This is a genomic window from Pseudomonas sp. WHRI 8519, from assembly GCF_040224055.2.
In the GTDB taxonomy this organism is placed as follows: domain Bacteria; phylum Pseudomonadota; class Gammaproteobacteria; order Pseudomonadales; family Pseudomonadaceae; genus Aquipseudomonas; species Aquipseudomonas putida_X.
This window is the reverse complement of record NZ_CP167996.1, coordinates 917,094-941,255: the sequence shown is the minus strand read 5'-3', so window position 1 is coordinate 941,255 and position 24,162 is coordinate 917,094. Positions and strand designations below refer to the sequence as shown.

The 24,162-nt window shown below is 63.2% G+C and carries 19 protein-coding genes; 14 read left to right on the top strand and 5 right to left on the bottom strand.

The genetic code is table 11. The features are described from left to right. The first annotated feature begins 634 nt into the window (after positions 1-634). The 14 genes from ABRP30_RS04290 (at position 635) to ABRP30_RS04225 (ending at position 18,605) form a co-directional block, all read left to right on the top strand. Positions 635-1,951 carry a nucleotide sugar dehydrogenase gene (locus tag ABRP30_RS04290; protein ID WP_241806619.1) on the top strand — a complete coding sequence of 439 codons (1,317 nt, stop codon included), beginning with the start codon at positions 635-637 and terminating at the stop codon, positions 1,949-1,951. Positions 1,952-2,018: 67 nt separating this feature from the next. Beyond that, entirely contained in the window at positions 2,019-3,500 is a 1,482-nt protein-coding gene (locus tag ABRP30_RS04285) for a glycosyltransferase family 2 protein (RefSeq protein WP_267821080.1), read from the top strand. Between the two features lie 37 nt (positions 3,501-3,537). Next, entirely contained in the window at positions 3,538-4,704 is a 1,167-nt protein-coding gene (locus tag ABRP30_RS04280; protein WP_267821078.1) for a PilZ domain-containing protein, read from the top strand. 12 nt (positions 4,705-4,716) lie between these two features. Then, positions 4,717-6,144 (top strand): alginate biosynthesis TPR repeat lipoprotein AlgK, encoded by a 1,428-nt coding sequence (gene algK / locus ABRP30_RS04275; protein WP_349976346.1) that lies wholly within the window; start codon positions 4,717-4,719, stop codon positions 6,142-6,144. Further along, positions 6,141-7,619 carry an alginate export family protein gene (locus ABRP30_RS04270; RefSeq protein ID WP_267821073.1) on the top strand — a complete coding sequence of 493 codons (1,479 nt, stop codon included), beginning with the start codon at positions 6,141-6,143 and terminating at the stop codon, positions 7,617-7,619. The genes algK and ABRP30_RS04270 overlap by 4 nt, the downstream gene beginning before the upstream one ends. Before the next feature lie 19 nt (positions 7,620-7,638). Further along, on the top strand, positions 7,639-9,198 hold the full coding sequence (algG, locus tag ABRP30_RS04265) for a mannuronan 5-epimerase AlgG (protein ID WP_241806614.1): 1,560 nt from the start codon (positions 7,639-7,641) through the stop codon (positions 9,196-9,198). Between the two features lie 13 nt (positions 9,199-9,211). After that, complete coding sequence (locus ABRP30_RS04260) at positions 9,212-10,651, top strand: alginate O-acetyltransferase (RefSeq protein WP_267821071.1); 1,440 nt, start codon at positions 9,212-9,214, stop codon at positions 10,649-10,651. 7 nt (positions 10,652-10,658) lie between these two features. Next, positions 10,659-11,762 carry a mannuronate-specific alginate lyase gene (locus ABRP30_RS04255; protein WP_267821069.1) on the top strand — a complete coding sequence of 368 codons (1,104 nt, stop codon included), beginning with the start codon at positions 10,659-10,661 and terminating at the stop codon, positions 11,760-11,762. Between the two features lie 132 nt (positions 11,763-11,894). Further along, on the top strand, positions 11,895-13,355 hold the full coding sequence (locus ABRP30_RS04250) for an MBOAT family protein (RefSeq protein WP_241806611.1): 1,461 nt from the start codon (positions 11,895-11,897) through the stop codon (positions 13,353-13,355). Between the two features lie 11 nt (positions 13,356-13,366). Then, entirely contained in the window at positions 13,367-14,524 is a 1,158-nt protein-coding gene (locus tag ABRP30_RS04245; protein ID WP_349976347.1) for an alginate O-acetyltransferase, read from the top strand. 21 nt (positions 14,525-14,545) lie between these two features. Beyond that, positions 14,546-15,193, top strand: coding sequence for an alginate O-acetyltransferase AlgF (locus tag ABRP30_RS04240; protein ID WP_267821065.1), 648 nt, complete (start codon positions 14,546-14,548; stop codon positions 15,191-15,193). Positions 15,194-15,230: 37 nt separating this feature from the next. Beyond that, entirely contained in the window at positions 15,231-16,685 is a 1,455-nt protein-coding gene (locus ABRP30_RS04235) for a mannose-1-phosphate guanylyltransferase/mannose-6-phosphate isomerase (RefSeq protein WP_267821063.1), read from the top strand. A 366-nt stretch (positions 16,686-17,051) separates the two neighbouring features. Continuing rightward, positions 17,052-17,516, top strand: coding sequence for a multidrug transporter (locus ABRP30_RS04230; RefSeq protein WP_349976348.1), 465 nt, complete (start codon positions 17,052-17,054; stop codon positions 17,514-17,516). Positions 17,517-17,780: 264 nt separating this feature from the next. Continuing rightward, entirely contained in the window at positions 17,781-18,605 is an 825-nt protein-coding gene (locus ABRP30_RS04225) for an SDR family oxidoreductase (RefSeq protein WP_349976349.1), read from the top strand. On the opposite strand, the gene ABRP30_RS04220 is transcribed toward ABRP30_RS04225, so the two are convergent. The 5 genes from ABRP30_RS04220 to ABRP30_RS04200 all read right to left on the bottom strand — a co-directional run bounded on the left by ABRP30_RS04220 (position 18,555) and on the right by ABRP30_RS04200 (position 24,104). Next, entirely contained in the window at positions 18,555-18,965 is a 411-nt protein-coding gene (locus tag ABRP30_RS04220) for an SDR family NAD(P)-dependent oxidoreductase (protein WP_349976350.1), read from the bottom strand. The genes ABRP30_RS04225 and ABRP30_RS04220 overlap by 51 nt on opposite strands. A gap of 16 nt (positions 18,966-18,981) precedes the next feature. Continuing rightward, positions 18,982-20,433: an efflux transporter outer membrane subunit gene (locus tag ABRP30_RS04215; protein WP_349976351.1), complete on the bottom strand. Its 1,452-nt coding sequence runs from the start codon at positions 20,431-20,433 to the stop codon at positions 18,982-18,984. Further along, positions 20,430-21,491 carry an HlyD family secretion protein gene (locus tag ABRP30_RS04210; RefSeq protein WP_349976395.1) on the bottom strand — a complete coding sequence of 354 codons (1,062 nt, stop codon included), beginning with the start codon at positions 21,489-21,491 and terminating at the stop codon, positions 20,430-20,432. Before ABRP30_RS04210 ends, ABRP30_RS04215 begins: the two co-directional genes overlap by 4 nt. Before the next feature lie 27 nt (positions 21,492-21,518). After that, entirely contained in the window at positions 21,519-23,060 is a 1,542-nt protein-coding gene (locus tag ABRP30_RS04205) for an MFS transporter (RefSeq protein WP_349976352.1), read from the bottom strand. A gap of 135 nt (positions 23,061-23,195) precedes the next feature. Next, on the bottom strand, positions 23,196-24,104 hold the full coding sequence (locus ABRP30_RS04200) for a LysR family transcriptional regulator (protein WP_267821050.1): 909 nt from the start codon (positions 24,102-24,104) through the stop codon (positions 23,196-23,198). Positions 24,105-24,162 lie beyond the last annotated feature (58 nt).

The window sequence follows — 24,162 nt, the reverse complement described above, 5'->3', positions numbered from 1 at the left end:
TTTTTGACGAATTTTGAAAAAAATTTTCTCATGCTGGCACAAAAATATCGTACCCGGTTTTCGCCCTTTATATACAGGGGTGCTTCCGAAGCGTGCTATCAGTTTGAAACTATTCGCTACTGAAGAATTATTTAGAAATCTTTCATCGGGGCGAAACCCACCCAGGAACTTCTTCTGCGACGCATAGCTCATAGTGCCGTAACGAATTTCATGCCTGTGCGGTGTGAGAGATGACTTACAGAGGACTAGCAGTCGCGAACCAACAGCGGCTCTGAAACTTTTAACAAACGCCACGGGTACTCCCGTAGGCCCTGCCCAGCAGGAGAGACGCGCCCCTTAAAATCGTCCTAGTGGTTGATTTCAAAGGATTTTTCCAATTGAAAAAACAAGCACAGCAACGCGCCAAGTAGCGCATTGCAATAAAGACGGCTGCATTTCAGGGCACGCCTATTAATTACTGGCCTTTGACTGCCAACTTTGAGTGCATAACTTTGTGCGCTCCGGATTTGTTCATGCCTGCGCTCGGTGAAGTGTGCATTCGCCATGGGATCCGTGCGCCCTAAAACTGTTGTTAATCAACCCGGTCCGGCTCTTCCCGGAGGAGCTGGCGTGATAAACACATGAGGTGATAGCGATGCGTATCAGCATCTTTGGTTTGGGTTATGTGGGTGCGGTCTGTGCAGGCTGCCTGACGGCGCGAGGCCATGACGTGATTGGTGTGGACGTGTCCAGCACCAAGATCGACCTGATCAACCAGGGCAAGTCGCCCATCGTCGAACCTGGCCTGGAGGCACTGCTGCAACAGGGCATCGCCAATGGCCGCCTGCGTGGCACCACCGACTTCGCCGAGGCCATCCGCGCCAGCGACGTGTCGATGATCTGCGTCGGTACCCCAAGCAAGAAAAATGGCGACCTGGGCCTGGAATACATCGAGTCGGTCTGCCGCGAAATCGGTTACGTGCTGCGTGACACCACCCGCCGCCACACCATCGTGGTGCGCAGCACCGTGCTGCCAGGCACTGTGAAGAACGTGGTCATCCCGATTCTCGAAGACTGCTCGGGCAAGAAGGCCGGCGTCGACTTCGGCGTTGCGGTCAACCCTGAGTTCCTGCGTGAAAGCACCGCGATCAAGGACTACGACCACCCACCGATGACTGTCATCGGTGAACTGGACAGCGCCAGCGGCGACGTCCTGCAAAGCCTGTATGAAGAACTCGATGCGCCGGTCATCCGCAAGCCGATCGAAGTCGCCGAGATGATCAAGTACACCTGCAACGTCTGGCACGCCACCAAGGTCACCTTCGCCAACGAAATCGGCAACATCGCCAAGGCCGTCGGCGTCGATGGCCGTGACGTGATGGACGTGGTCTGCCAGGACAAGGTGTTGAACCTGTCGCAGTACTACATGCGCCCTGGCTTCGCCTTCGGCGGCTCGTGCCTGCCCAAGGACGTGCGCGCCCTCACCTACCGTGCCGCCAGCCTCGACGTCCGGGCCCCGCTGCTCGACTCGCTGATGCGCAGCAACGAATCCCAGGTGCAGAACGCCTTTGAACTGATCGAAGCCCACGACAAGCGCAAGGTCGCCTTGCTGGGCCTGAGCTTCAAGGCCGGTACCGACGACCTGCGTGAAAGCCCGCTGGTGGAGTTGGCCGAGCGCCTGATCGGCAAAGGCTACCAACTGGACATCTACGACGAGAACGTCGAGTACGCCCGGGTTCACGGCGCGAACAAGGAGTACATCGAGTCGAAGATCCCGCACGTCTCGTCGCTGCTCAACGCCGACTTCCAGAAGGTCATCGACAACGCCGAGATCATCGTTCTGGGCAACCGTGACGAGCAGTTCCGCGCCCTTGCCGACCAGGCACCGGCTGGCAAGCAAGTGATCGACCTGGTCGGTTTCATGAGCAAGCCAACCTGCACTACCCGCGGCACCGAAGGCATCTGCTGGTAAGCCAGCAGCCCGGCAGCGCAGGCCTCCTGCGCTGCCCTTTTTCCAGATTTCTCAACGGATGCTGAACATGCAAAGGCTACAGACAGTGCTGTTGCAGTGCGCCGGTTGGCTGCTCTACATGAGCCTGCTCATGTTGATCGCCCTGGCCTTGCCGGCCGACATCTTCGACTCGCAGTCCAAGCACTTCATCTTCCTGGTCGGCGCAGTCGGCATCTGGCGCTACTCCATGGGCGCCACCCATTTCATCCGCGGCATGATCTTCCTCTACGGCGTGTACCCCTACCTGCGCCGCAAGGTGCAGAAGATGGGCGCTGCAGCCGACCCGTCACACGTGTACCTGATGGTCACCAGTTTCCGCATCGAAGCGTTGACCACCGCGCAGGTGTACAGCTCGGTGATCCGTGAAGCGATCGATTGTGGCTTCCCCACCACCGTGGTCTGTTCGTTGGTGGAAATGTCCGATGAACTGCTGGTAAAGAGCCTGTGGGCCAAATACAACCCGCCCGCCCACGTGAAGCTGGACATCGTGCGCATCGCCGGGACCGGCAAGCGTGATGGCCTGGCGTACGGTTTCCGCGCCATCTCGCGCATGCTGCCGGATGAAAACGCCGTTGTCGCGGTGATCGACGGCGATACCGTGCTGGCCGAAGGCGTGGTTCGCAAGACCGTACCGTGGTTCAAGCTGTACCCGAACGTGGGTGGCCTGACCACCAACGAGTTCTGCGAAGTGCGCGGTGGCTACATCATGAGCGAGTGGCACAAGCTGCGCTTCGCCCAGCGCCATATCAACATGTGCTCGATGGCACTGAGCAAGCGCGTGCTGACCATGACCGGGCGCATGTCGATGTTCCGTGCCAGCGTGGTGACCAACCCCGAGTTCATCGCCGACGTCGAAAGCGACTCGCTGATGCACTGGCGCCTGGGCCGCTTCAAGTTCCTCACCGGTGACGACAAGTCCAGCTGGTTCAGCCTGATGCGCCTTGGCTACGACACCTTCTACGTGCCGGACGCCGCCATCAACACGGTCGAACACCCGCCGGAGAAAAGCTTCCTCAAGGCCAGCCGCAAACTGATGTACCGCTGGTACGGCAACAACCTGCGCCAGAACTCCCGCGCGCTGGGCTTGGGCCTGCGCCGCCTGGGGCTGTTCACCAGCATCGTGCTGTTCGACCAGCGTGTGTCGATGTGGACCAGCCTCCTGGGCCTGACCGTGGCCGTGATCGCCAGCCTCAAGTTCGGCCTGGGCTTCCTGCTGGTGTACCTGCTGTGGATCGGCATCACCCGCCTGATCCTCACCATCATGCTGCTGTGCTCGGGGCACAACGTCGGCCCGGCCTATCCGCTGATCCTCTATTACAACCAGATCGTCGGGGCAATGATGAAGATCTACGTGTTCTTCCGCCTCGACAAGCAGTCCTGGACCCGCCAACCGACTGCCCTGAAACGCGACCTCGCCAGTTTTCAACAATGGTTCAACACCTGGTCCTCGCGGACCATGACCTTCTCGGCTGCCAGCATCTTCGTCGCTGTGCTGTTCATGGTCGTGTGAGCCAAACCCGGATCGGAACTAACAGGAACAAATCACCATGAATACCGCCGTGAACGTCAATGTCGTGCATGAGTCCGAAGCCCAGCGCCAGCACGCCCGGGTGCGCATCCCAGCCAAGCTGCGCTACCTCGATGGCGAACGCCAGACCCATGAGGTCAAGGTCGAAGACCTGTCCGCTGGCGGCTTGAGCTTCTTCGCCAAGCAGCCGCTGCAGGTCGGCCAGGTACTGCGCGGGCGCTTGCAGTTCGTGGTCGACAACCTGGGCCTGTCGATGGACATCGAGTTTCAGGTGCGCTCCTGCAACCCGAGCGACGGCCGCACCGGTGCACAGTTCCAGAACCTCGAACCGCGCGACATCGCCACCCTGCGCCACATCATCACCAGCCACCTTTCAGGTGAGCTGATCAGCGTCGGCGACGTGCTCAGCACCCTGCAGCGCGACAACTTCACCAAGGCGCGCAAACAGAAGGACGGCGGCTCTGGCCTGTCCGCCTTCGGCCGGTTCAAGGCAGTGACCGTCACCCTGGGCGTGTTTGTGGTCGGTGTTGCCGCCTTCGGCTTCGTCGCCAAATCGCTGTACGGCATGTACTTCGTCAGCCACGCCGAAGCCGGCGTGGTCGCGGTGCCGACCACCAGCATCACCATGCCGCGCGACGGCACCGTCAACAGCCTGGTCGAGCCCGGCGGCATGGTGGTCAAAGGCGCGCCGCTGGCCAGTTTCAGCACCAGCATGCTGGACATGCTCAAGGGCCACCTGGACGACTCGCAGCTGGAGCCGGCCAAGGTCGAAGAACTGTTCGGCAAGCAACTCTCCGGCACCCTCACCAGCCCCTGCGATTGCGTGGTCGCCCGCCAACTGGTGGACGACGGCCAGTACGCCGCCAAAGGCCAGCCGATCTTCCAGCTGATCCCGCGGACCAGCAACCCGATGGTCGAAGCACGCTTCAGCTACCGCCAGTTCGATGAAGTCAAGCCAGGTACCCGCGTCAACTTCCAGGTGGCTGGCGAAAACGAAGTGCGCACCGGGCAGATCGTCAGCAGCACCAGCCTCAACAGCGAAAACCTGGCCTCCGACATCCGCGTGCAGATCAAACCAGACGGCGGCCTGCCTGCCGAGCTGGCCGGGCGCCCGGCATCGGTCAGCAGTGACCGTGGCCCTTCGCTCAACTGGCTGATCGACAAAGCCGCGGCCCGTGGGCTGTAAGAGGATCAACGCATGATGCCCCACAAGAAGAGCGCAAGCCTGGGCCTCTGCGCCCTGGCCGCGGCCATCGCCCTGGCAGGCTGTGCCGGCCTGCCCGACCAGCGCCTGGCCAACGAAGCCCTCAAGCGCGGTGACACCGCGCTGGCCGAGCGTAACTACAAGGCGCTGGCGGACCTGGGCTACAGCGAGGCACAAGTCGGCCTGGCCGACATCAAGGTCGCTACCCGTGACCCCGATCAGCTCAAGGAAGCCGAGGCCACTTATCGCGCTGCGGCGGCCACTTCGCCACGCGCCCAGGCACGCCTCGGCCGCCTGCTGGTGGCCAAGCCCGACAGCACCCAGGCAGAACGCGAAGAAGCCCAGACCCTGCTCAAGCTCGCCGCCAAGCAGGGCCAAGGCAACACCCTGATCCCGCTGGCGATGCTCTACCTGACCTACCCGCAGAGCTTCCCCGACATCAATGCCCAGCAGCAGATCGACCAGTGGCGCGCGGCCGGCAACCCGGAAGCGGGCCTGGCCCAGGTGCTGCTGTATCGCACCCAGGGGACCTACGACCAGCACCTGGCTGAGGTCGAGGACATCTGCAAGGCTGCGCTGAACACCAACGACATCTGCTATGTAGAACTGGCCACCGTGTACCAGAAACGCGGCCAGGCCGACCAGCAGGCTGCCCTGATCGGCCAGCTCAAATCCGCCTATGCCCGCGGTTCGGTGCCTGCCACTCGGGTCGACAGCGTTGCCCGTGTACTGGCCGACCGCAGCCTGGGCCAGACCGACGAGAAAACCGCCAAGGCGCTGCTGGAACAGGTCGCTGAGGCCAATCCGGCTTCTTGGGTGAGCCTGGCGCAACTGGTCTACGACTTCCCGGAACTGGGCGACACCGACCAGTTGATCGCCTACATCGACAAGGGCCGCGAAGCCGAACAGCCGCGCGCCGAACTGCTGCTGGGCCGCCTGTACTACGAAGGCAAGACCTTGCCCGCGGATGCCGAAAAGGCCGAACGCCACCTGCAGGCCGCTGCCGAAGCCGGCGAAGTCAGCGCCCACTACTACCTTGGCCAGCTGTATCGCCGTGGCTACCTGGGCAACGTCGAGCCGCAAAAGGCCGTCGACCACCTGCTCAGCGCCGCCCGCGGTGGCCAGAACAGTGCCGACTACGCCCTTGCCCAGCTGTTCAGCGAAGGCCATGGCATTCGCCCTCAACCGGGCGACGCCTGGGTATTCGCCCAGCTTGCGCAGGCCAACCCGACGCCGCAAGCCACCGAACTGCTGCAGCAACTCGACCAACAACTCACGCCTGACCAGCGCAGCCAGGCGCAGAGCCTGCTGGCGCAGGAAAGGCAGGCTCGCGGCAGCATGGCCCAAGGCGGCGCCAGCACCCTGGCCCTCGAGGCCCTGCAAGACGACGAAAAAGAAGTAGACGGTGAGGACTCGCTATGACGCTCAATCCCTTCGTGAAAGCCGGTATCGGCCTGAGCTTCGCCCTGCTGTGGTCCTGCCCGACCCTGGCCGACATGACTGCCCAGAAGAACTTCGGCCTGGATGTGAAAATCACCGGCCAGTCGGAAGACGATCGCGACCTGGGCACCCGCTCCGGCGGTGACGTCAACGGCCTGGGCCTGGACCTGCGCCCTTGGGTGTACGGCGAGCGCGGCAACTGGAGTGCCTATGCCATGGGCCAGGCCGTGGCCGCCACCGACACCATCGAAACCGACACCTTGCGCCAGAACGACGACGGCACCACCACCGACACCGGTGACGACAGCCGTCAACCCGACAAGAGCTACCTGGCCATGCGCGAGTTCTGGGTTGGCTACAGTGGCCTCACCGCGTACCCCGGCGAGCAACTGCGCCTGGGTCGCCAACGCCTGCGCAGCGACGACGGGATGTGGCGCGACACCAACATCGAAGCGTTGAACTGGACCTTCGACACCACCTTGCTCAAGGCGGACCTGGGTGTGGCCCAGCGCTTCAGCGAGTACCGCACCGACCTGACCGAGCTGGCCCCGGAAGACGAAGACCGTACGCACCTCTACGGTAACGTCGCCACGCAGTGGACACCGGGCCACTGGGTCGGCCTGCGCGCTCACCACACCCATGACAGTGGCAGCCTGAAAAGCCCGGGCGAAACCATCGACGCACTGGACAAGACCCGCACCGGCGACCTCACCTGGCTGGGCCTGGAAGCCAACAGCGACGCCTACAACTGGCGCAACGACCACACCGTCAACTACTGGGGCAGCCTGACCTGGCTGACCGGTGATCGCGACAAGCTCAACAGCCAGCTGGTCGGTGACGATCAGGTCGTCACCGGCAAGCAGAGCGGCGACGTCAACGCCTGGGCCACCGACCTGGGCATCCGCCTGCGTCTGGACCCGAACTGGCAGGTCGGCGCAGCCTATGCCCGCGGCAGCGGCGGCGGTGGCGACGACGGTTCGAACAACTTCGAGCAGACCGGCCTTGAGAGCAACCGCTCCAACTTCACCGGTACCCGCTCGCGCGTACACCGCTTCGGCGAGGCCTTCCGTGGCGAGCTGGGCAACCTGCAGGCGGCCACGCTGTTCGCCTCCTGGCAACTGCGCGAGGACTACGACGCCAGCTTCATCTACCACAAGTTCTGGCGTGTCGATGGCTCGCAGAACATCGGCTCCAGCGGCATCAACGCCGCGGTCAACGACAACGGCGTGAACCGCCCGCTGGTCAACGGCGAGAAAGACCTGGGCCAGGAAATGGACGTGGTCGTCACCAAGTACTTCAAGCAGGGCCTGCTGCCCGCTTCGATGAGCCAGGCGATCGACGAGCCGTCCGCGCTGGTGCGCCTGCGTGCCGGTGTGTTCAAACCCGGCGATGCCTATGGCAAGGAAGCGGATTCTTACATGCACCGCGCCTTCGTCGACGTGATCTGGCGCTTCTGAGGCCGGTAGAGGACCTGCAATGAACCTTCACCCGCACATACGTCACAGCCTTCTGGCCAGCGCCTTGCTGCTGGCCACAGGCCTGGCCGTCGCCGCAGAACCTGCGGTGATTGCCAAGGAACTGCAGCAGGCCAAGACCTACACCGTGTCCAGCGCCCCGACCGAGCCGCTGCACATGGACCCGCCCAAGCTGCCCGATCTGAGCGGTTACACCGCCGCCGCCGTGCAGAAAAAGATCGACCGCAGCCACAAGGGCAAGGTCAGCGTGCGCCGCATGCTGCAAGAAGAATCGCTCAAGGAATTCATCGGCGGCGACAACAAGGCTGCCGAGTGGGTACAACGCCAGCACGGCATCCCCCAGGCGATCTTTGTCGATGATGGCCATGTCGACCTGGTCGAGCTGAGCAAGAAGGTGCCCAAACAGTACCTCAGCGAAGTCGAGCCAGGGGTTTACCTGGCGCGCCTACCGATCGTGGTTGGGCACAAGGGCATCCTCGAGATCGACGGCAAGGTCAAGCAACTGCGCCTGTCCCAGGAGGGCGGCGCATTCCTGGTCAATGACGGCAAACTGTTTGTCAGCGACACCCAGGTCACTGGCTGGCGCGAGAAGGACAACGGTCCGGCGACCTTCCGCTCGCCCAAGGAATTCCGCCCGTTCCTGCTGTCGTGGGGCGGCACCGAGACGTACATCGTCAACACCAAGATGGCCAGCTTTGGCTATGCCAAGTCCAAGTCGTACGGTGTGAGCATCTCGCAGTACACCCCGAACATGGCCAAGCGCATGGGCCGCCCGGAGCCCACCGGCTGGATCATCGGCTCGGAATTCAGCGACATGTGGTACGGGTTCTACTGCTACGAGACCCAGGACTTCGTGGTCAAGGACAGCACCTACCGCGACAACATCGTCTACGGCATCGACCCGCACGACCGCTCGCACCGCCTGATCATCGCCGGCAACACAGTGTATGGCACCAAGAAAAAGCACGGGATCATCGTATCGCGTGAGGTCAATGACAGCTGGATCATCAACAACAAGAGCTACGACAACAAGCTCTCGGGCGTGGTGATCGACCGTAACAGCGTCAACAACCTCATCGCCTACAACGAGATCTACCGCAACCACACCGATGGCATCACGTTGTACGAGAGCGGCGACAACCTGATCTGGGGCAACAAGCTGATCAACAACCGTCGCCACGGCATCCGCGTGCGTAACAGCGTGAACATCCGCCTGTATGAAAACGTCGCCGTGGCCAATGGCCTGGTGGGTGTCTACGGGCACATCAAGGACTTGTCCGATACCGACCGTGACATCGCCCTCGACCCGTTCGACACCAAGGTGTCCCTGATCGTGGTCGGCGGTGAGCTGGCGGCCAATGGCTCAGGGCCTCTTTCGATCGACTCACCGCTCTCGGTGGAGCTGTACAAAGTCTCCATGCTCGCCCCGCGCAAGGCCAGCGGCATCAGCCTCAACGGCATCCTCGGTGAGCGCCAGGACGAAATCCTCGACCTGCTGGTGCGCCAGCAGAAGGCCGTGCTGATCGACCCGGTCGAACGCCAGACCGAAATGATCGATTAAGGAAGCCCAGACCATGACCCCACACTTGATGAAATTGCTGGGCCTGTCCGCCGCCCTCCTGGCCATCAGCCAGGGCGTGCGCGCCGACGAGGTCAAGGCGCCGACCTTCACTGCCGAGCCTTGCTGCCAGCTGTGCCCTGAAGCACACGACGCCAGTCGCTACACCACCCGCTACCAGCAGAACTTCACCACGCTGGTACAGGCCAAGGGCGACTGGCTGTTCCGTACCCGCGAAGACCTGCGTACCGAGTTCAACACCACACCGGCAGGCTACAAACGCCTGCAGCAAGTGCACGACGCGTTCAAGAAGCGCGGCGTTGAACTGGTGATGGTGTACCAGCCCACCCGAGGCCTGGTGAACCGCAACATGCTCAACCCGGCCGAGAAAGCCGCCTTCGATTACCAGAAGGCCCTTGGCAACTACCAGGCCATGCTCAAGCGCTTCGCCAGCATGGGCTACAACGTGCCGGACCTGTCGCCGCTGACCAACGAACAGTTGGCGGCCGCCGACCAGGGCAAGGACTTCTACTTCCGTGGTGACCAGCACTGGACGCCTTACGGCGCTGAGCGTGCAGCCAAGATCGTGGCCGACACCGTCCACAAGATGCCGGCCTTCGAAGGTATCCCACGCAAGGAATTCGAAACCCACAAGTCCGGGCGCATGGGCAAGACCGGCACCCTGCACAACGTTGCCGGGCAACTGTGCGGCACCAGCTACGCCGTGCAGTACATGGACCAGTTCGCCACCGAACCGAAAGGTGCCAGCGGCGGCGACGATCTGTTCGGTGACAGCGGTAACGCCCAGATCACCCTGGTCGGCACCAGCCACAGCGGCAAGAACTACAACTTCTCCGGCTTCCTGGAGCAGTACATCGGTGCCGACGTGCTCAACGTCGCCTTCCCTGGTGGCGGCCTGGAAGGCTCGATGATCGAATACCTGGGCAGTGAGGAATTCCAGAACAATCCACCGAAGATCCTCATCTGGGAATTCTCGCCCCTGTATCGCCTGGACCAGGAAACCATCTGGCGGCAGATCCTCGCGCTGCTCGACGATGGCTGTGACGCGCGTCCGGCACTGATGAGCGCCAGCAGCACCCTCAAGCCCGGCAAGAACGAGCTGATGGTCAACGGCAAGGGCGGCGTGATCAAGGACCTTATCAACCGCAACCTGCAGATGGACATCAAGTTCGAAGACCCTTCGGTGAAGGTGCTGCAAGCCACTCTCTGGTACCTCAACGGGCGCCACGAGGACATCAAGATCGAGAAGCCGGAAACCTCCGACACCAATGGCCGCTTCGTCTTCCAGATGCGTGAAGACGAGGACTGGGCCAGCCAGAACCTGTTGGCACTCGAGGTCCAGGGGCCGGAAAACGGTACCCAGAAAGTCGAGGCCAAGCTCTGCAAACGCAACAACTACGCCGTGCCCGCGCAAACCGCGCAGGCCGGCCAGTGAGGCGACCATGACTGCATTCAAGCGACTCTTCAGCCCCGCCCTGCTCGTGCTGGCCCTGACCGGCGGTGCCGCGCATGCCGCGCTGGTACCCCCTCAGGGTTATTACGAGGGGATTGAAAAGATCAAGACCAGTGACGGCAACTTCCGCTGCGAATCTGCGCCCAAACCCTACACCGGCGCGCTGCAGTTTCGCAGCAAGTACGAAGGCTCTGACAAGGCTCGGGCGACCCTGAACAAGGAGTCGGAACAAGCCTTCCGCGACTCCACCAAAGACATCACCACCCTGGAGCGTGGTGTCGCCAAGATGGTCAACCAGTACATGCGTGACGGCCGTCCGGCACAACTGGACTGCACCCTGACATGGCTGGGCACCTGGGCGCGCGCCGATGCGCTGATGTCCACCAACTACAACCACACCGGCAAGTCCATGCGCAAATGGGCACTGGGCAGCATGAGCGGCTCGTGGCTGCGCCTGAAATTCTCCAACTCGCAGCCCCTGGCCGCACACCAGGCCGAGGCCGAGCTGATCGAGAAGTGGTTCGCCCGCCTGGCCGAGCAGACCGTGCGCGACTGGAGCAACCTGCCGCTGGAGAAGATCAACAACCATAGCTATTGGGCGGCCTGGTCGGTGATGGCCACCGCCGTGGCCACCGACCGCCGTGACCTGTTCGACTGGGCGGTGAAGGAATACAAGATCGGCGCCAACCAGATCGACGACCAGGGCTTCCTGCCCAACGAAATCAAGCGCAAGCAACGTGCCCTGGCGTACCACAACTACGCCCTGCCGCCACTGGCGATGATCGCAAGCTTTGCCAAGGCCAACGGCGTGGACCTGCGCAGCGAAAACAACTTTGCCCTGCAGCGCCTGGGTGAAGGCGTGCTGTACGGCGCCCGCGACCCGCGCCACTTCGCCGAACGTGCGGGTGAGAAACAGGACATGAAGGACCTCAAGGTCGACGGCAAGTACGCCTGGCTCGAGCCTTGGTGCGCGCTGTACCAGTGCGTGGGCGACACCCTTGAGCGCAAACACGAGATGCAGCCGTTCGACAGCTTCCGCCTTGGCGGCAACTTGACCCGGGTCTATGACCCGAGCGCGGCTTCGAAGAAATAACGCAAAACCCTGTGGAGCTGGCTTGTCGCCAAGCCAGCTGCCACAGGAATACGAAGTGCCTTCCAGTTTTTGGGCTGGGGGGTTTGGGGGGCGCTTTGCCCTGGATGCTGTGAACCATTTAGGAGAACCGGGATGGTCTTCTCGTCCAACGTGTTCCTGTTCCTGTTCTTGCCGATATTCCTCGGCCTGTACTACCTGAGCGGGCAACGCTATCGCAACCTGCTGCTGCTGGTCGCCAGCTACATCTTCTACGCCTGGTGGCGGGTGGACTTCCTCGCCCTGTTCGCCGGTGTCACCCTGTGGAACTACTGGATCGGCCTGAAAGTGGGTGCCGCCGGCGTACGCACCAAGCCTGCACAGCGTTGGCTGCTGCTGGGCGTGGGCGTAGACCTGGCGATCCTCGGCTATTTCAAGTACGCCAACTTCGGCGTCGACAGCCTCAACGCGATCATCAGCTCGTTCGGCCTTGAGCCCTTCATCCTTACCCACGTGCTGCTGCCGATCGGTATCTCGTTCTACATCTTCGAATCGATCAGCTACATCATCGACGTGTACCGCGGCGACACCCCGGCTACTCGCAACCTGATCGACTTCGCGGCGTTCGTGGCGATCTTCCCGCACCTGATCGCCGGCCCCGTGCTGCGCTTCAAGGACCTGGTCGACCAGTTCAACAACCGCACCCACACCCTGGACAAGTTCTCCGAAGGCTGCACCCGCTTCATGCAGGGCTTCATCAAGAAAGTGTTCATCGCCGACACCCTGGCGGTGGTCGCCGACCATTGCTTCGCCCTGCAGAACCCGACCACCGGTGACGCCTGGCTCGGTGCGCTGGCCTACACCGCACAGCTGTACTTCGACTTCTCCGGCTACAGCGACATGGCCATCGGCCTGGGGCTGATGATGGGCTTCCGCTTCATGGAGAACTTCAAGCAGCCGTACATCAGCCAGTCGATCACCGAGTTCTGGCGCCGCTGGCACATCAGCCTGTCGACCTGGCTGCGCGACTACCTGTACATCACCCTGGGCGGCAACCGTAAAGGCACCTTCAACACCTACCGCAACCTGTTCCTGACCATGCTGCTGGGCGGCCTGTGGCACGGCGCCAACTTCACTTACATCATCTGGGGTGCCTGGCACGGCATGTGGCTGGCAATCGAACGCGCACTGGGCCTGGACACCAATCCGCAGCGCTTCAACCCGGTCAAGTGGGCGTTCACCTTCCTGCTGGTGGTGGTCGGCTGGGTGATCTTCCGCGCTGAAAACCTGGAAGTGGCCGGCCGCATGTACGGCGCCATGTTCAGCTTCGGCGAGTGGCAGCTGTCCGAACTCAACCGCGCCCAGCTCACCGGGCTGCAGGTAGCGACCTTGGTCATTGCCTACGTCACCCTGGCGTTTTTCGGCCTGCGCGACTTCTACCGCAATGCCACCCCGCCGGCAGCAATCCGCACGCCGGCGCAGGTCAATGCCGACGGTTCGCTTGGCCTGGACTGGACCCGGGTGATGACCCGTGCCCTGATCCTGCTGCTGTTCGTGGCCTCGATCCTCAAGCTTTCGGCGCAGAGCTACTCGCCGTTCCTTTACTTCCAGTTCTGAGGTTGATGACCATGACCCGGACTTTACGCATCACCTATTCCCTGTCGTTCCTCGGCCTGCTGGTGGGCATGGGCGCCTGGTCCACCGGCGGCCTGCAAAGCTTCCAGCGCACCGAGCAGATGACTCTGCTCAACGGCAAGCTGGCCAAGGCCGCCGAAACGCACTACGACGATGAGTTCCCGATCAAGCGCCTGGGCACCAACCTTTGGGCAGCCCTGGATTACAAGCTGTTCAACGAGGGCCGCCCAGGCGTGGTGCTGGGCCGTGACCAGTGGCTGTTCAGCGATGAAGAATTCAAGCCGACTGCCGGCGCCGACCAGCTCATGCAGGAAAACCTGGCGCTGATCCGCGGTGTGCGCGACACCCTGCAACAGCACGGTAGCCAGCTGGTGCTGGCGATCGTGCCGGCCAAGGCGCGGGTCTATTCGGAGTATGTAGGCAAGGAGGCGCCTGCCAGCCTGCATGAGGACCTGTACAACCAGTTCCATGCTCAGGTCCGTCAGGCCAACGTCTTCGCCCCTGACCTGATGGCCCCGATGGAACAGGCCAAGGCCCGCGGCCAGGTATTCCTGCGTACCGATACTCACTGGACGCCAATGGGCGCTGAAGTCGCCGCCCAGGCAGTGGCCGAGGCGGTCAACCGCCAGAGCCTGCTCAATGGCGATCCACAGGCGTTCATCACCGAGGCTGGCAACACCGCCCCGTACAAAGGCGACCTGACCAACTTCCTGCCACTGGACCCGCTGTTCAGCAATCTGCTGCCCAGCCCGGACACCCTGCAGCAACGCAGCACCCGACCCGTCGAGGCCCCAGGTGATAGCGGCGATGCCCTGTTCGCCGACAGCCAGATCCCGGTCGCGCTGGTCGGCACCAGCTACAGCGCCAACCCGCACTGGAACTTCCTCGGTGCGCTGCAGCAGGCCTTGCACAGCGATGTCGCCAACTATGCCGAAGACGGTCACGGCCCACTGCTGCCAATGCTCAAGTACCTGCAAAGCGATGCCTTCAAGAACGCCGCGCCACAGGTTGTGGTGTGGGAATTCCCCGAACGATATCTGCCAATGAAAAACGACCTCAGCAGCTTCGATCCGCAGTGGATCGCGCAACTGAAGAACACCCGTAAATCCGAAGAAAACCTGGCCCTGTCGTCCAACCGGACGGACCACTGATAGATAGAGAGGAACACGCACATGACTACCAAGACTTCCATTGCCAAAGCCCTCACCCTCGCAGCAGGCCTGTCGTTGGCTTCGATGCAGGCATTCGCCGGCGCCGACGCTGCCCTGTATGGCCCTACCGCACCGAAAGGCTCGACTTTCGTGCGCCTGTACAACGCCGCCCCTGCACCCGCTGCCGCGAGCGTTGGCAACACCCAGATCAAACAGGTCGGTGCCCAGGCCAGCAGCGACTTCAGCTTCCTCCCGGGCGGTGACTACACCGCGCAGGTCGCTGGCAAGAGCGTCCCGGTCAAGCTGGCCGCTGACAAGTACTACACCCTGGTCAACAACGGCAGCGGCAACCCGCAGCTGATCGAAGAACCACCGTTCAAGAACAAGCAGAAAGCCCTGGTACGTGTACAGAACCTGAGCGACCAGCCGCTGGCCCTGAAGACCGCCGACGGCAAGACCGAGGTGGTCAAGCCAGTGGCAGCCAAAGGCCGTGGCGAGCGTGAGATCAACCCGGTCAAGGTCAACCTGGCCCTGTTTGCAGGAGACAAGAAAGTCAGCGACGTCAAACCCGTCGCCCTGGAGCGCGGTGAAGCCGCCGTGCTGTACGTCACTGGCTCGGGCAGCAGCCTGTCGCCGGTCTGGGTCACCCGCCCAGTGTCCACCAACTGATCCTCTGCCTCTTTAACGACCTTATTGGAGAAACAACATGATCCCGGTAATTCTTTCTGGTGGTAGCGGTTCGCGTCTGTGGCCTTTGTCGCGCAAGCAGTTCCCCAAGCAGTTCCTCGCCCTCACCGGTGAGCACACGCTGTTCCAGCAAACCCTCGAGCGCCTGGTGTTCGAAGGCATGGACGCGCCGATCGTGGTCTGCAACAAGGACCACAAGTTCATCGTTCAGGAACAGCTCGCGGCGCTGAAACTGCAAACCCAGGGCATCCTCATGGAACCCTTCGGCCGCAACACCGCCCCTGCGGTGGCGATGGCCGCGATGAAGCTGACCAGCGAGGGGCGCGATGACTTGATGCTGGTGCTGCCGGCCGACCACGTGATCGACGACCAGAAAGCCCTGCAGCGGGCCTTGGCCCTGGCCACCGTAGCTGCCGAGCGTGGCGAGATGGTGCTGTTCGGTGTCCCGGCGACCAAGCCCGAGACCGGTTATGGCTACATCCGCTCCAGCCAGGACGCCCTGCTGCCCGAAGGGGTGGCCCGCGTGGCGGAGTTCGTCGAAAAACCCGACGAGAAGCGCGCTACCGAGTTCGTCCAGTCCGGTGGCTACTTCTGGAACAGCGGTATGTTCCTGTTCCGCGCCAGCCGCTTCCTGGAAGAGCTGAAAAAGCACGACCCTGACATTTATGACACCTGCGTGCTGGCCCTGGAGCGCAGCGACGAAACAGATGATGTGCTGAGCATCGACGAAGCGACCTTCGCCTGCTGCCCGGACAACTCCATCGACTATGCGGTGATGGAAAAGACCCAGCGCGCCTGCGTGGTGCCGATGTCGGCTGGCTGGAGCGACGTTGGCTGCTGGTCGTCGCTGTGGGAAGTGCATGACAAGGACGCCAATGGCAACGTCACCAAGGGTGATGTGGTGGTGCAGGACAGCCACAACTGCATGATCCATGGCAACGGCAAGCTGGTGTCGGTGATCGGCCTGGAAAACATCGTCGTGGTCGAGACCAAGGACGCGATGATGATCGCCCATAAGGACAAGGTCCAGGGCGTCAAGCAGATGGTCAAGACCCTCGACGAGCAAGGCCGCAGCGAAACTCAGAACCACCTCGAAGTGTACCGCCCGTGGGGCTCTTACGATTCGGTGGACATGGGCGGCCGCTTCCAGGTCAAGCACATCACCGTCAAGCCAGGCGCCAGCCTGTCGCTGCAGATGCACCACCACCGTGCCGAGCACTGGATCGTGGTCTCGGGCACTGCTGAGGTGACGTGCGATGAAAATGTGTTCCTGCTGACCGAAAACCAGTCGACCTACATCCCGATCGCCTCGGTCCACCGCCTGCGCAACCCGGGCAAGATCCCGCTGGAGATCATCGAAGTGCAGTCCGGTAGTTACCTGGGCGAGGATGATATCGAGCGCTTCGAGGATGTGTATGGGCGCACCTCCACGCCCGTCGACCGGGGCGTGTCGGTCAAGACCATCGCGCAGTAAGCTGCAAGCTTCGAGCTGCAAGCGGCAAGAAAAAGCGGGGCGGTGGTGTTCCTGCTGATGTGGGGGCACCGCCGGCCCGCTTTGCTCTTGCAGCTTCAAGCTTCAAGCTTCGAGCTGCAAGCGGCAAGACAAAGCGGGGCGGTGGTGTTCCTACTTGATGTGGGGGCACCGCCGGCCCGCTTTTCTCTTGCAGCTTCAAGCTTCAAGCTTCGAGCTGCAAGCGGCAAGACAAAGCGGGGCGGTGGTGTTCCTGCTGATGTGGGGGCACCGCCGGCCCGCTTTTCTCTTGCCGCTTGCAGCTTGGAGCTTGAAGCTTCCAGCTAGCAGCTCCAAGATGTCCGGAGACTCGAACGGGATTCGGACCACATGATCATCGGCGCCTTCCTCATCCTCACCTGGCTGGTACTGCTCCTGCGTTACCCGGGCAAGGCCCTGCCGATCTCGCTGGCCGCCGTCTGCGGCCTGGGGCTGGTGGCACTGTTCGTCGTCTGGCAGGACACACGCGAAGCTTCGCAACTGGCGCGGCTTGACCTGCGCCTGACCTACGCACCGGATCAATGCCCTGCCGACCGTGCCTTGAAGGTACATATGAAAAACGGCAACAAGGCTCCGCTGACCGAGCTGCGCTGGCGGATCGCTGCCTATGCCCCGGGCGATACCATCAACCTGGCCGAAAATACCTACAGCGCACCGCGCTATCGTGGGCCGGGCGAACTGCAGCCTGGGGCCGAATGGACCGATTGCCTGCCACTGCCGCCACTGCGCGCTGGGTACCGGCCGCAGACACTGGAGTTTCGCGCCGAACATCTACAGGGTACATTCGCCAACTGATACGGTGCCTGAACGGGCCCCATCGCCGGCAAGCCGGCTCCCAGCAAAAGCACCCAGTACCGCCTGGCATCGGTGCACCCTGCACCCGTTGGCAGCTAGGGATCTGGACTGGTCTCAGGAGGTTGGACACCAATCCAATGCCTTGGGGCAATCCAGGTACAGCACAGAGCTCAAGCCCTGTGCGGTCCATTTGTGGGAGCCGGCTTGCCGGCGATGGGGCCGGTTCGGCCTCTACATAACCTACTCTGAGCACAGGCCTGCCCAATGCCCACCGTCCTGATCACCGGTTGTTCCAGCGGCATCGGCCGCGCCCTGGCCGAAGCCTTCCGCGATGCTGGCCACGACGTATGGGCCACCGCCCGTAAAACCGAAGACGTCGAACACCTGGCAGCAGCCGGCTTCACCGCCCGGCAGCTTGACGTCAACGACGCCGAGGCCCTGATGCGCCTCGCCGACGAGCTGGAAACAGGCCACGGCCGCCTCGACATCCTGGTCAACAACGCTGGCTACGGTGCCATGGGCCCCTTGCTCGATGGCGGGGTGGAGGCCATGCGTCAGCAGTTCGAAACCAATGTGTTCGCCGTGATCGGCGCCACCCGCGCACTGTTCCCGCTGCTGCGCCGTGCGCGTGGCCTGGTGGTCAACATCGGCAGTGTATCGGGCATACTGGTCACGCCGTTCGCCGGCGCCTACTGCGCCTCAAAGGCTGCTGTGCATGCCTTGAGCGACGCCCTGCGCCTGGAGCTGGCGCCGTTCGGCATTCAGGTCATGGAAGTGCAACCGGGAGCGATCGCCTCACAATTTGCCAGCAATGCCCAGCGCCAGGCCGATCAGGTGGTGGCAGCGCAGTCGCCGTGGTGGCCGCTGCGCGAGCATATCCAGGCGCGGGCCCGCGCCTCGCAAGACCGGCCCACCTGCGCCGCACAATTTGCCCAAGGGCTGCTGGCTGCCACACGCAAATCGCCTGTGCCAGCGGTGGTGCGGCTGGGCAATGGCAGTACGGCGTTGCCGCTAGTGGCACGCTGGCTGCCACGACGTTTACTGGACTGGGTACTGCGTAAACGCTTCGGGCTGCTGCGACCGCTCTGATCCACTGCCCAGGTGGATCACCTGCCCCCACTTGCGCTCGGCCATGCCGCGGGCGTAATGCCGCTGTAGCCGCAGGGCAACGTCCTGCGTGCCGTTATTGACCAGGATATCGGTGTGCGGCACCTGCTGGAGCAAGGCCTGCACACCCTGTTCGGTGCCCAGGTCAGCGGCAACGCCAATGATCCGCGCCTTGGGCAAACGCTCGCGCACCGCTTTGAGCGCAGCGTCGACCAGCGCCTGGGTGCGGTCGTTGAGCACGACCTCGGCGCCGGCGGCGGCAAGGTCGATGGCGGTAGACACGCCCTGCCCGGCCATGGAACCACTGATGAGTGCGCGCTTGCCATTGAGGGAGAGGTGCATGGCTGCCTCCGCTTGATCACACCTTGTTCGTCGGCTGCCCGTCGAACGCCTGCCAGCCACCACCCAAAGCCTTGTACAGCCCGACCAACGCCTGCGATACCGCCGCCGAACTGTCGATCCACTGCTCTTCACTGGCAAGCAACGCACTCTGCACCGTCAGCACATTGAGAAAGTCCACCGCGCCTTCCACGTACTGGCGCTGGGCAGTTTCCAGGGCGATGCGGTTCTGCCGCACCGCTTCGGCCAAGTGATCACGGCGCAGTTGGCTGGCGTTGTACAGGCGCAGCACATCGTCGATCTCATGCCAGGCACCGAGCACCACCTTGCGGTAGTTGAGCGCCGCCTCCTGCTGCTGCGCCTCACGCAGCGCCAGGGTGCCCTTGAGCCGGCCACCCTCGAAGATCGGCAACGACAGCTGCGGGCCGAAGGCAAAGCGGCGCGAGTCCCAGGCGCCGAAGTCCGACAGTTGCATGGCCTGGAAGCCGACGCTGCCGGACAGCCGGATGCTGGGGTAGAAATCCGCCTTGGCCACGCCAATGCTGGCAGTGGCCGCATGCAGCCGGGCCTCGGCCTGACGGATGTCTGGACGGCGCTCGGCCAGCTCGGACGGCAAACCGATCGCGAATTGCTGCTGCGGCGCAGGCAGCTCTCCACCCTCAAGCAACTGTGCCTGCAAACTGCGTGGCGGTTCGGCCGCCAGCAGGCTCAGCGCGTTGATCAGGTCATCGCGCCGGGCCTCAAGGCTGGGCAGACGGGCCTCGATCGAGGCTACCTGGGCGCTGGCCTGGGCCACGTCGAGCCGGGTGGCGACACCCTCGGCCTGGCGGTCATGGGACAGCTTCAGGCTGTGCTGGGCGACCTTCAGGTTGTCACGGGTGACATCGAGCGTGTGCTGCACGGCACGCAACTGGATATAGTTGCCCGCGGTTTCCGACAACAGCGCCAGGAGCACACCGCGCCGGTCGTTCTCGGCCACTTGCACCGTGGCGTCGGCAGCCTCCACCTGCCGGCGTACCCGGCCCCAGAGGTCCAGTTCCCAACCGGCGACCAGGTCGCCCTGCCACAGGTTGAACGCCGACTTGCCGGCATTGCCAGACGGGTCGTTGAGGCCTTCGGCACTGTTACGGGCGCGGCTGTAGCCGGCATCCACATCGACCGACGGCGCCTGGTCGGCAGCCACCGTGCTGCGCAAGGCGCGGCTTTGCAGCAGCCGCGCACTGGCGATCTGCAGGTCCAGGTTACGCTCGGCCACCTGCTGGATCAGCGCACTCAGGCGTGCATCGTGGAAGGTTTCCCACCAACGAAGTTCAAGGGGTTCTGCCTGCGCCTGGCTGGGTGCCGCCTGGCCCTGCAGCGATGGCCATTGTTGAGGGGCCTGGCTGTCCGGGCGCTCGAAGTCCGGGCCAAGGGTGCAGCCAGCCATCAGCACGGCCAGCAGCAAAGGGCTCAAGCGTAATGCCGGTTTCATCGTGCACTTACCTCTTTGCCACTGAGCCTGTCACCACGGGTGTCGATGGTCGCTTCCACCGACATGCCCACACGCAAGCGCGCGAGTAACGGCTGGCCGTCATCGAAGACGATTTTCACCGGGATACGCTGCACCACCTTGGTGAAGTTGCCGGTGGCGTTGTCGGGTTTCACTGCCGCGAAGGTCACGCCCGTGGCGGGGGCAATGCTTTGCACATGGCCTTTGAGGGTTTCACCGGCAAAGGTATCGACGCTGATACTGACCGGCTGCCCCGGCTGCACATGGGTCAACTGGGTTTCCTGGAAGTTGCCCACCACATAGGCCTGCTGCAAGGGCACCACCGACAGCAGGCGCGCGCCCGGGTTGACGAAGGCACCCACGCGCAGGGCACGCTCACCGACCATGCCATCCACCGGCGCGGTAATGCGGGTGTAGGACAGGTCCAGCTGAGCTTTTTCAAGGCCCGCTTCGGCACGCTTCAACTGCCCATCGGCGCTGGCGACCTGAGCGCTGAGGATGTCCACCTGCTTGCGCGCGGCGACCAATGCAGCCTGGGTATTGGCCAGCCGTGCGCGGGCCTGGTCGACCCGGCTGCGCGCCTGCTGGGCATTCTGCACGGTGCCGGCGCCCTGCTCGGCGAGGCGGCTGTAGCGTTTGACCTCGTGGTCGGCGAACGATGCTTCGGCCTGCGCCGCCTTCACCGCCGCCTCAGCCTGGGCAATCAATGCCGCCTGGCGTTCCAAGGTGGCACGCGCATCGGCACTTTGCGCCTTGGCCACCAGCAGCTGGGCCTGCGCGGCATCCAGTGCGGCCTGGTAGTCCCGTGCATCGATGGTCGCCAGCAACTGGCCGGCCTGCACCTGCTGGTTGTCTTCGACCAGCACCTGCTTGACGAAGCCGGCCACCTTGGGTGCCACCACGGTGTAATCGGCGATCACGTAGGCGTCGTTGGTACGTTGCCGGTGGTCACTGCCGAGCACCCAGGGGCCGACGATACCCGCCAGCACGGCCACGGCGAGTACCGAGCCGATCACGATTGTCTTGCGCTTGTTGGTCATTTTCAGCGATCTCGAATTCATCCGGGCTCAGGCCACCGCGCGCGGTGGGTAGACCCGGGTAGGCACGAAAGGAATCAGGCAGATCAGCGCCACGGCGATACCGGCCATGACCAGGTAAAGGTCGGCCGAAGTCAGCACCAGCGCCTGGTCATGAATACGCTTGGCAAGGCCCGCAGCGTTGTCATCGATCAGCGGGGCGTTGCCCAGGCTGTCCACCAGGTGGTTGGAATGAAAGTGCCGGCGCAGCGTGCCGAGGGCGTCGAGCAGGCCACCGGCGATCACTGCGGCGAGCCCTTTGACGGTGTTGAACCAGGCGGAAGCGAATGGGCCTTCCTGCGGGCTCATGCCGTTGGTGGAGAGCATCAGCAGCGGCAGGACCGCCATCGGTTGGCCGAACACCTGAAGCAGGTAGAACGGGTAGAAATCACCGCGTATCCATTGGCCGGTCAGCAGGCTGCTACCGATGCACGACAGCACCAGCAGCGCCAGCCCCGTGGCCAGCACCCAGCGGCAGTCCACTGCGCGCAGGTTGCACAGTGCCGCCGTCAGCGGCAGGGCAATCAGTTGCGGCATGGCCACCAGCATCATCAGCGGGCTGGTTTGCGCCGGGCGATACCCTTGGATTTGTGCAAGGTAGGCGGAGGGGATGCTGCCCACGCCGGACAGCACCACCAGCACGCCGGCCAAGGTGACCAGCGCGAAGCTCAGGTTGCGCCGCGACAGCATGCGCAACTGGAAGAACGGCAGCGGCTCTGACCATTCGTTGTACAGGAACAGCACCAGCAACAGCGCACCCCCGCCCAGCAGCCAGCAGATCAGCGGCGAATCGAACCAGCCCCAGCGGTCCCCAAGCGACAGGCCCAGGACAATGCAGCTGATGGCCGGCAGCCCCAGCAGCACCCCGCGCCAATCGAACTGCTTGAAGCGCTCAAGGCGCAGCGGGTCCTGGGGCAAGCCCCAGCCGACACAGAACATGGCCAGTGCCGAGGGCAAGATGATCTGCCAGAACGCCCACTGCCAACCGACATATTCGGTCCACAGCCCGGCCAACGGCGTGCCAAGGTTCGGGCCGAAGGTGGCGGTCAGGGCATAGCAGGCCAACCCGTACACCTTGATGCCCGGCGGCAGGAAACGCAGCGCCACGCTCATGAGCATCGGTGGCAAGGCGCCCGATGCAAAGCCCTGAAGGATGCGCAGCAGCATGAGGCTGTGCAGGTTGGGGGCGAAGGGCTGCAGCAATCCAAGCAGCGCGAACATCCCAACCGCGCTCATGGTGAAGCGGCGCAAGGAGAAGGTAGTGGCCAGCCAGGGCGCGAAGGCCATGGCCGAGACCGAGGCTGCGCTGTAAACCGCCAGCAGCCAGGCGCCCTCGTCGGCGCCGATGCCCATGGCCCCGCGGATATCAGCCAGGGAGATCTTGGTCACCGATTCGTTGAGGCCGGCGCACAGCACGGCCAGCAACACGCCGAACAGCCCGACCACCACGCGCAGGCCGAACGCCGACTGCACGGGCGCAGCCGGCGCGGGGGCGGCGGCGATCGCGGTGGCAGGGGCGGACAGGGAACTCATGGGTAGACAACTCCAGCAACAATTTTATGGCTGGAGCAAGTCTAAGAAAGTCGAATGCTTACGAAAACTGACTTATCGGCAGTTCTATATTGCGTGTGACGCAATCCACTCGAAGCGCCACAAAACGCTGCGGGTTTACGGATCGACACTGCAACAGGCTTTCAAGATCTGCCGCAACCAGCGGTGCGCCGGATCGTTGTGATAACGCGGGTGCCAGGCCTGCAGCACGGTCACCCGTTCCAGCGGCACCGGAATCTCGAACGAGCGCAACGGCAAGCCGAGCTTGTGCACACTGTTGAGAATATTGGCGGGCATCGGCAGGATCAGGTCCGAATCGGGCAGCGAGAACAACGCCGAGTGGAAGCTCGGCGTAATCAGCGCCACCCGCCGTTGCACCTTGAAGTTGGCCAACTCGACATCGATCGGCCCGTTAGCACGGCCACGCCGGGACACGCTGATCTGTGGATAACTGGCAAAACTCTGCGCGGTGATCGGCTGGTCGAAGATCGGATGGTCGCGCCGCGCCAACCCCACGTAGTAAGTCTGGAACAGGCTCTGCACCTTGATTTCCGGGCCCAGGTCGACGGTCGAGCTGATGATCAGGTCGGTGCGCCCATCGCGCAGGATGCTGTCGTCATCACCACCGGGGCTCTCCGGCACGAAGCGCAGTACCGTGCGCGGGGCCTGCTCGTGCATGCGGCGCAACAGCAGGGCACCATACAGGGCGATGAACAGGTCATTGGTGCGGATGTTGAAGGCTCGGTCGAGCTTGGGTAGATCCACCTCTGCAGCACTGCGGAACACCTCACCGGCCTGCTCCACCAGCGCCGCCACCTGCTCGCGCAAGGCCAGCGCCCGAGGTGTGGGTACCAGGCCACGGCCGGCGCGCACCAGGATCGGATCGCCCAAGGCATCGCGGATACGCCCGAGGGTCCGGCTCATTGCCGCCGGGCTGAGGTTCATGCGCTGCGCCGCGCCGACCACACTGCCTTCATCGAGCAGGGCGTCGAGGGCGACGAGCAGGTTCATGTCCGGGAGTGGCATGGCCGATTTCCGTGGCGGTTGTGGGAACGCGATGTTAGCAGGTCGCACGATTGCACCA

Bases quoted from the DNA above. Each gene is read 5' to 3' on its own strand.
- ABRP30_RS04240 (WP_267821065.1), top strand. From the start codon at position 14,546: ATGACTACCAAGACTTCCATTGCCAAAGCCCTCACCCTCGCAGCAGGC.
- ABRP30_RS04250 (WP_241806611.1), top strand. From the start codon at position 11,895: ATGGTCTTCTCGTCCAACGTGTTCCTGTTCCTGTTCTTGCCGATATTC.
- ABRP30_RS04290 (WP_241806619.1), top strand. From the start codon at position 635: ATGCGTATCAGCATCTTTGGTTTGGGTTATGTGGGTGCGGTCTGTGCA.
- ABRP30_RS04210 (WP_349976395.1), bottom strand. From the start codon at position 21,491: ATGACCAACAAGCGCAAGACAATCGTGATCGGCTCGGTACTCGCCGTG.
- algG (WP_241806614.1), top strand. From the start codon at position 7,639: ATGAACCTTCACCCGCACATACGTCACAGCCTTCTGGCCAGCGCCTTG.
- ABRP30_RS04280 (WP_267821078.1), top strand. From the start codon at position 3,538: ATGAATACCGCCGTGAACGTCAATGTCGTGCATGAGTCCGAAGCCCAG.
- ABRP30_RS04260 (WP_267821071.1), top strand. From the start codon at position 9,212: ATGACCCCACACTTGATGAAATTGCTGGGCCTGTCCGCCGCCCTCCTG.
- ABRP30_RS04245 (WP_349976347.1), top strand. From the start codon at position 13,367: ATGACCCGGACTTTACGCATCACCTATTCCCTGTCGTTCCTCGGCCTG.
- ABRP30_RS04215 (WP_349976351.1), bottom strand. From the start codon at position 20,433: ATGAAACCGGCATTACGCTTGAGCCCTTTGCTGCTGGCCGTGCTGATG.
- ABRP30_RS04255 (WP_267821069.1), top strand. From the start codon at position 10,659: ATGACTGCATTCAAGCGACTCTTCAGCCCCGCCCTGCTCGTGCTGGCC.
- ABRP30_RS04200 (WP_267821050.1), bottom strand. From the start codon at position 24,104: ATGCCACTCCCGGACATGAACCTGCTCGTCGCCCTCGACGCCCTGCTC.
- ABRP30_RS04230 (WP_349976348.1), top strand. From the start codon at position 17,052: ATGATCATCGGCGCCTTCCTCATCCTCACCTGGCTGGTACTGCTCCTG.
- ABRP30_RS04285 (WP_267821080.1), top strand. From the start codon at position 2,019: ATGCAAAGGCTACAGACAGTGCTGTTGCAGTGCGCCGGTTGGCTGCTC.
- ABRP30_RS04270 (WP_267821073.1), top strand. From the start codon at position 6,141: ATGACGCTCAATCCCTTCGTGAAAGCCGGTATCGGCCTGAGCTTCGCC.
- ABRP30_RS04225 (WP_349976349.1), top strand. From the start codon at position 17,781: ATGCCCACCGTCCTGATCACCGGTTGTTCCAGCGGCATCGGCCGCGCC.
- ABRP30_RS04235 (WP_267821063.1), top strand. From the start codon at position 15,231: ATGATCCCGGTAATTCTTTCTGGTGGTAGCGGTTCGCGTCTGTGGCCT.
- ABRP30_RS04205 (WP_349976352.1), bottom strand. From the start codon at position 23,060: ATGAGTTCCCTGTCCGCCCCTGCCACCGCGATCGCCGCCGCCCCCGCG.
- ABRP30_RS04220 (WP_349976350.1), bottom strand. From the start codon at position 18,965: ATGCACCTCTCCCTCAATGGCAAGCGCGCACTCATCAGTGGTTCCATG.
- algK (WP_349976346.1), top strand. From the start codon at position 4,717: ATGATGCCCCACAAGAAGAGCGCAAGCCTGGGCCTCTGCGCCCTGGCC.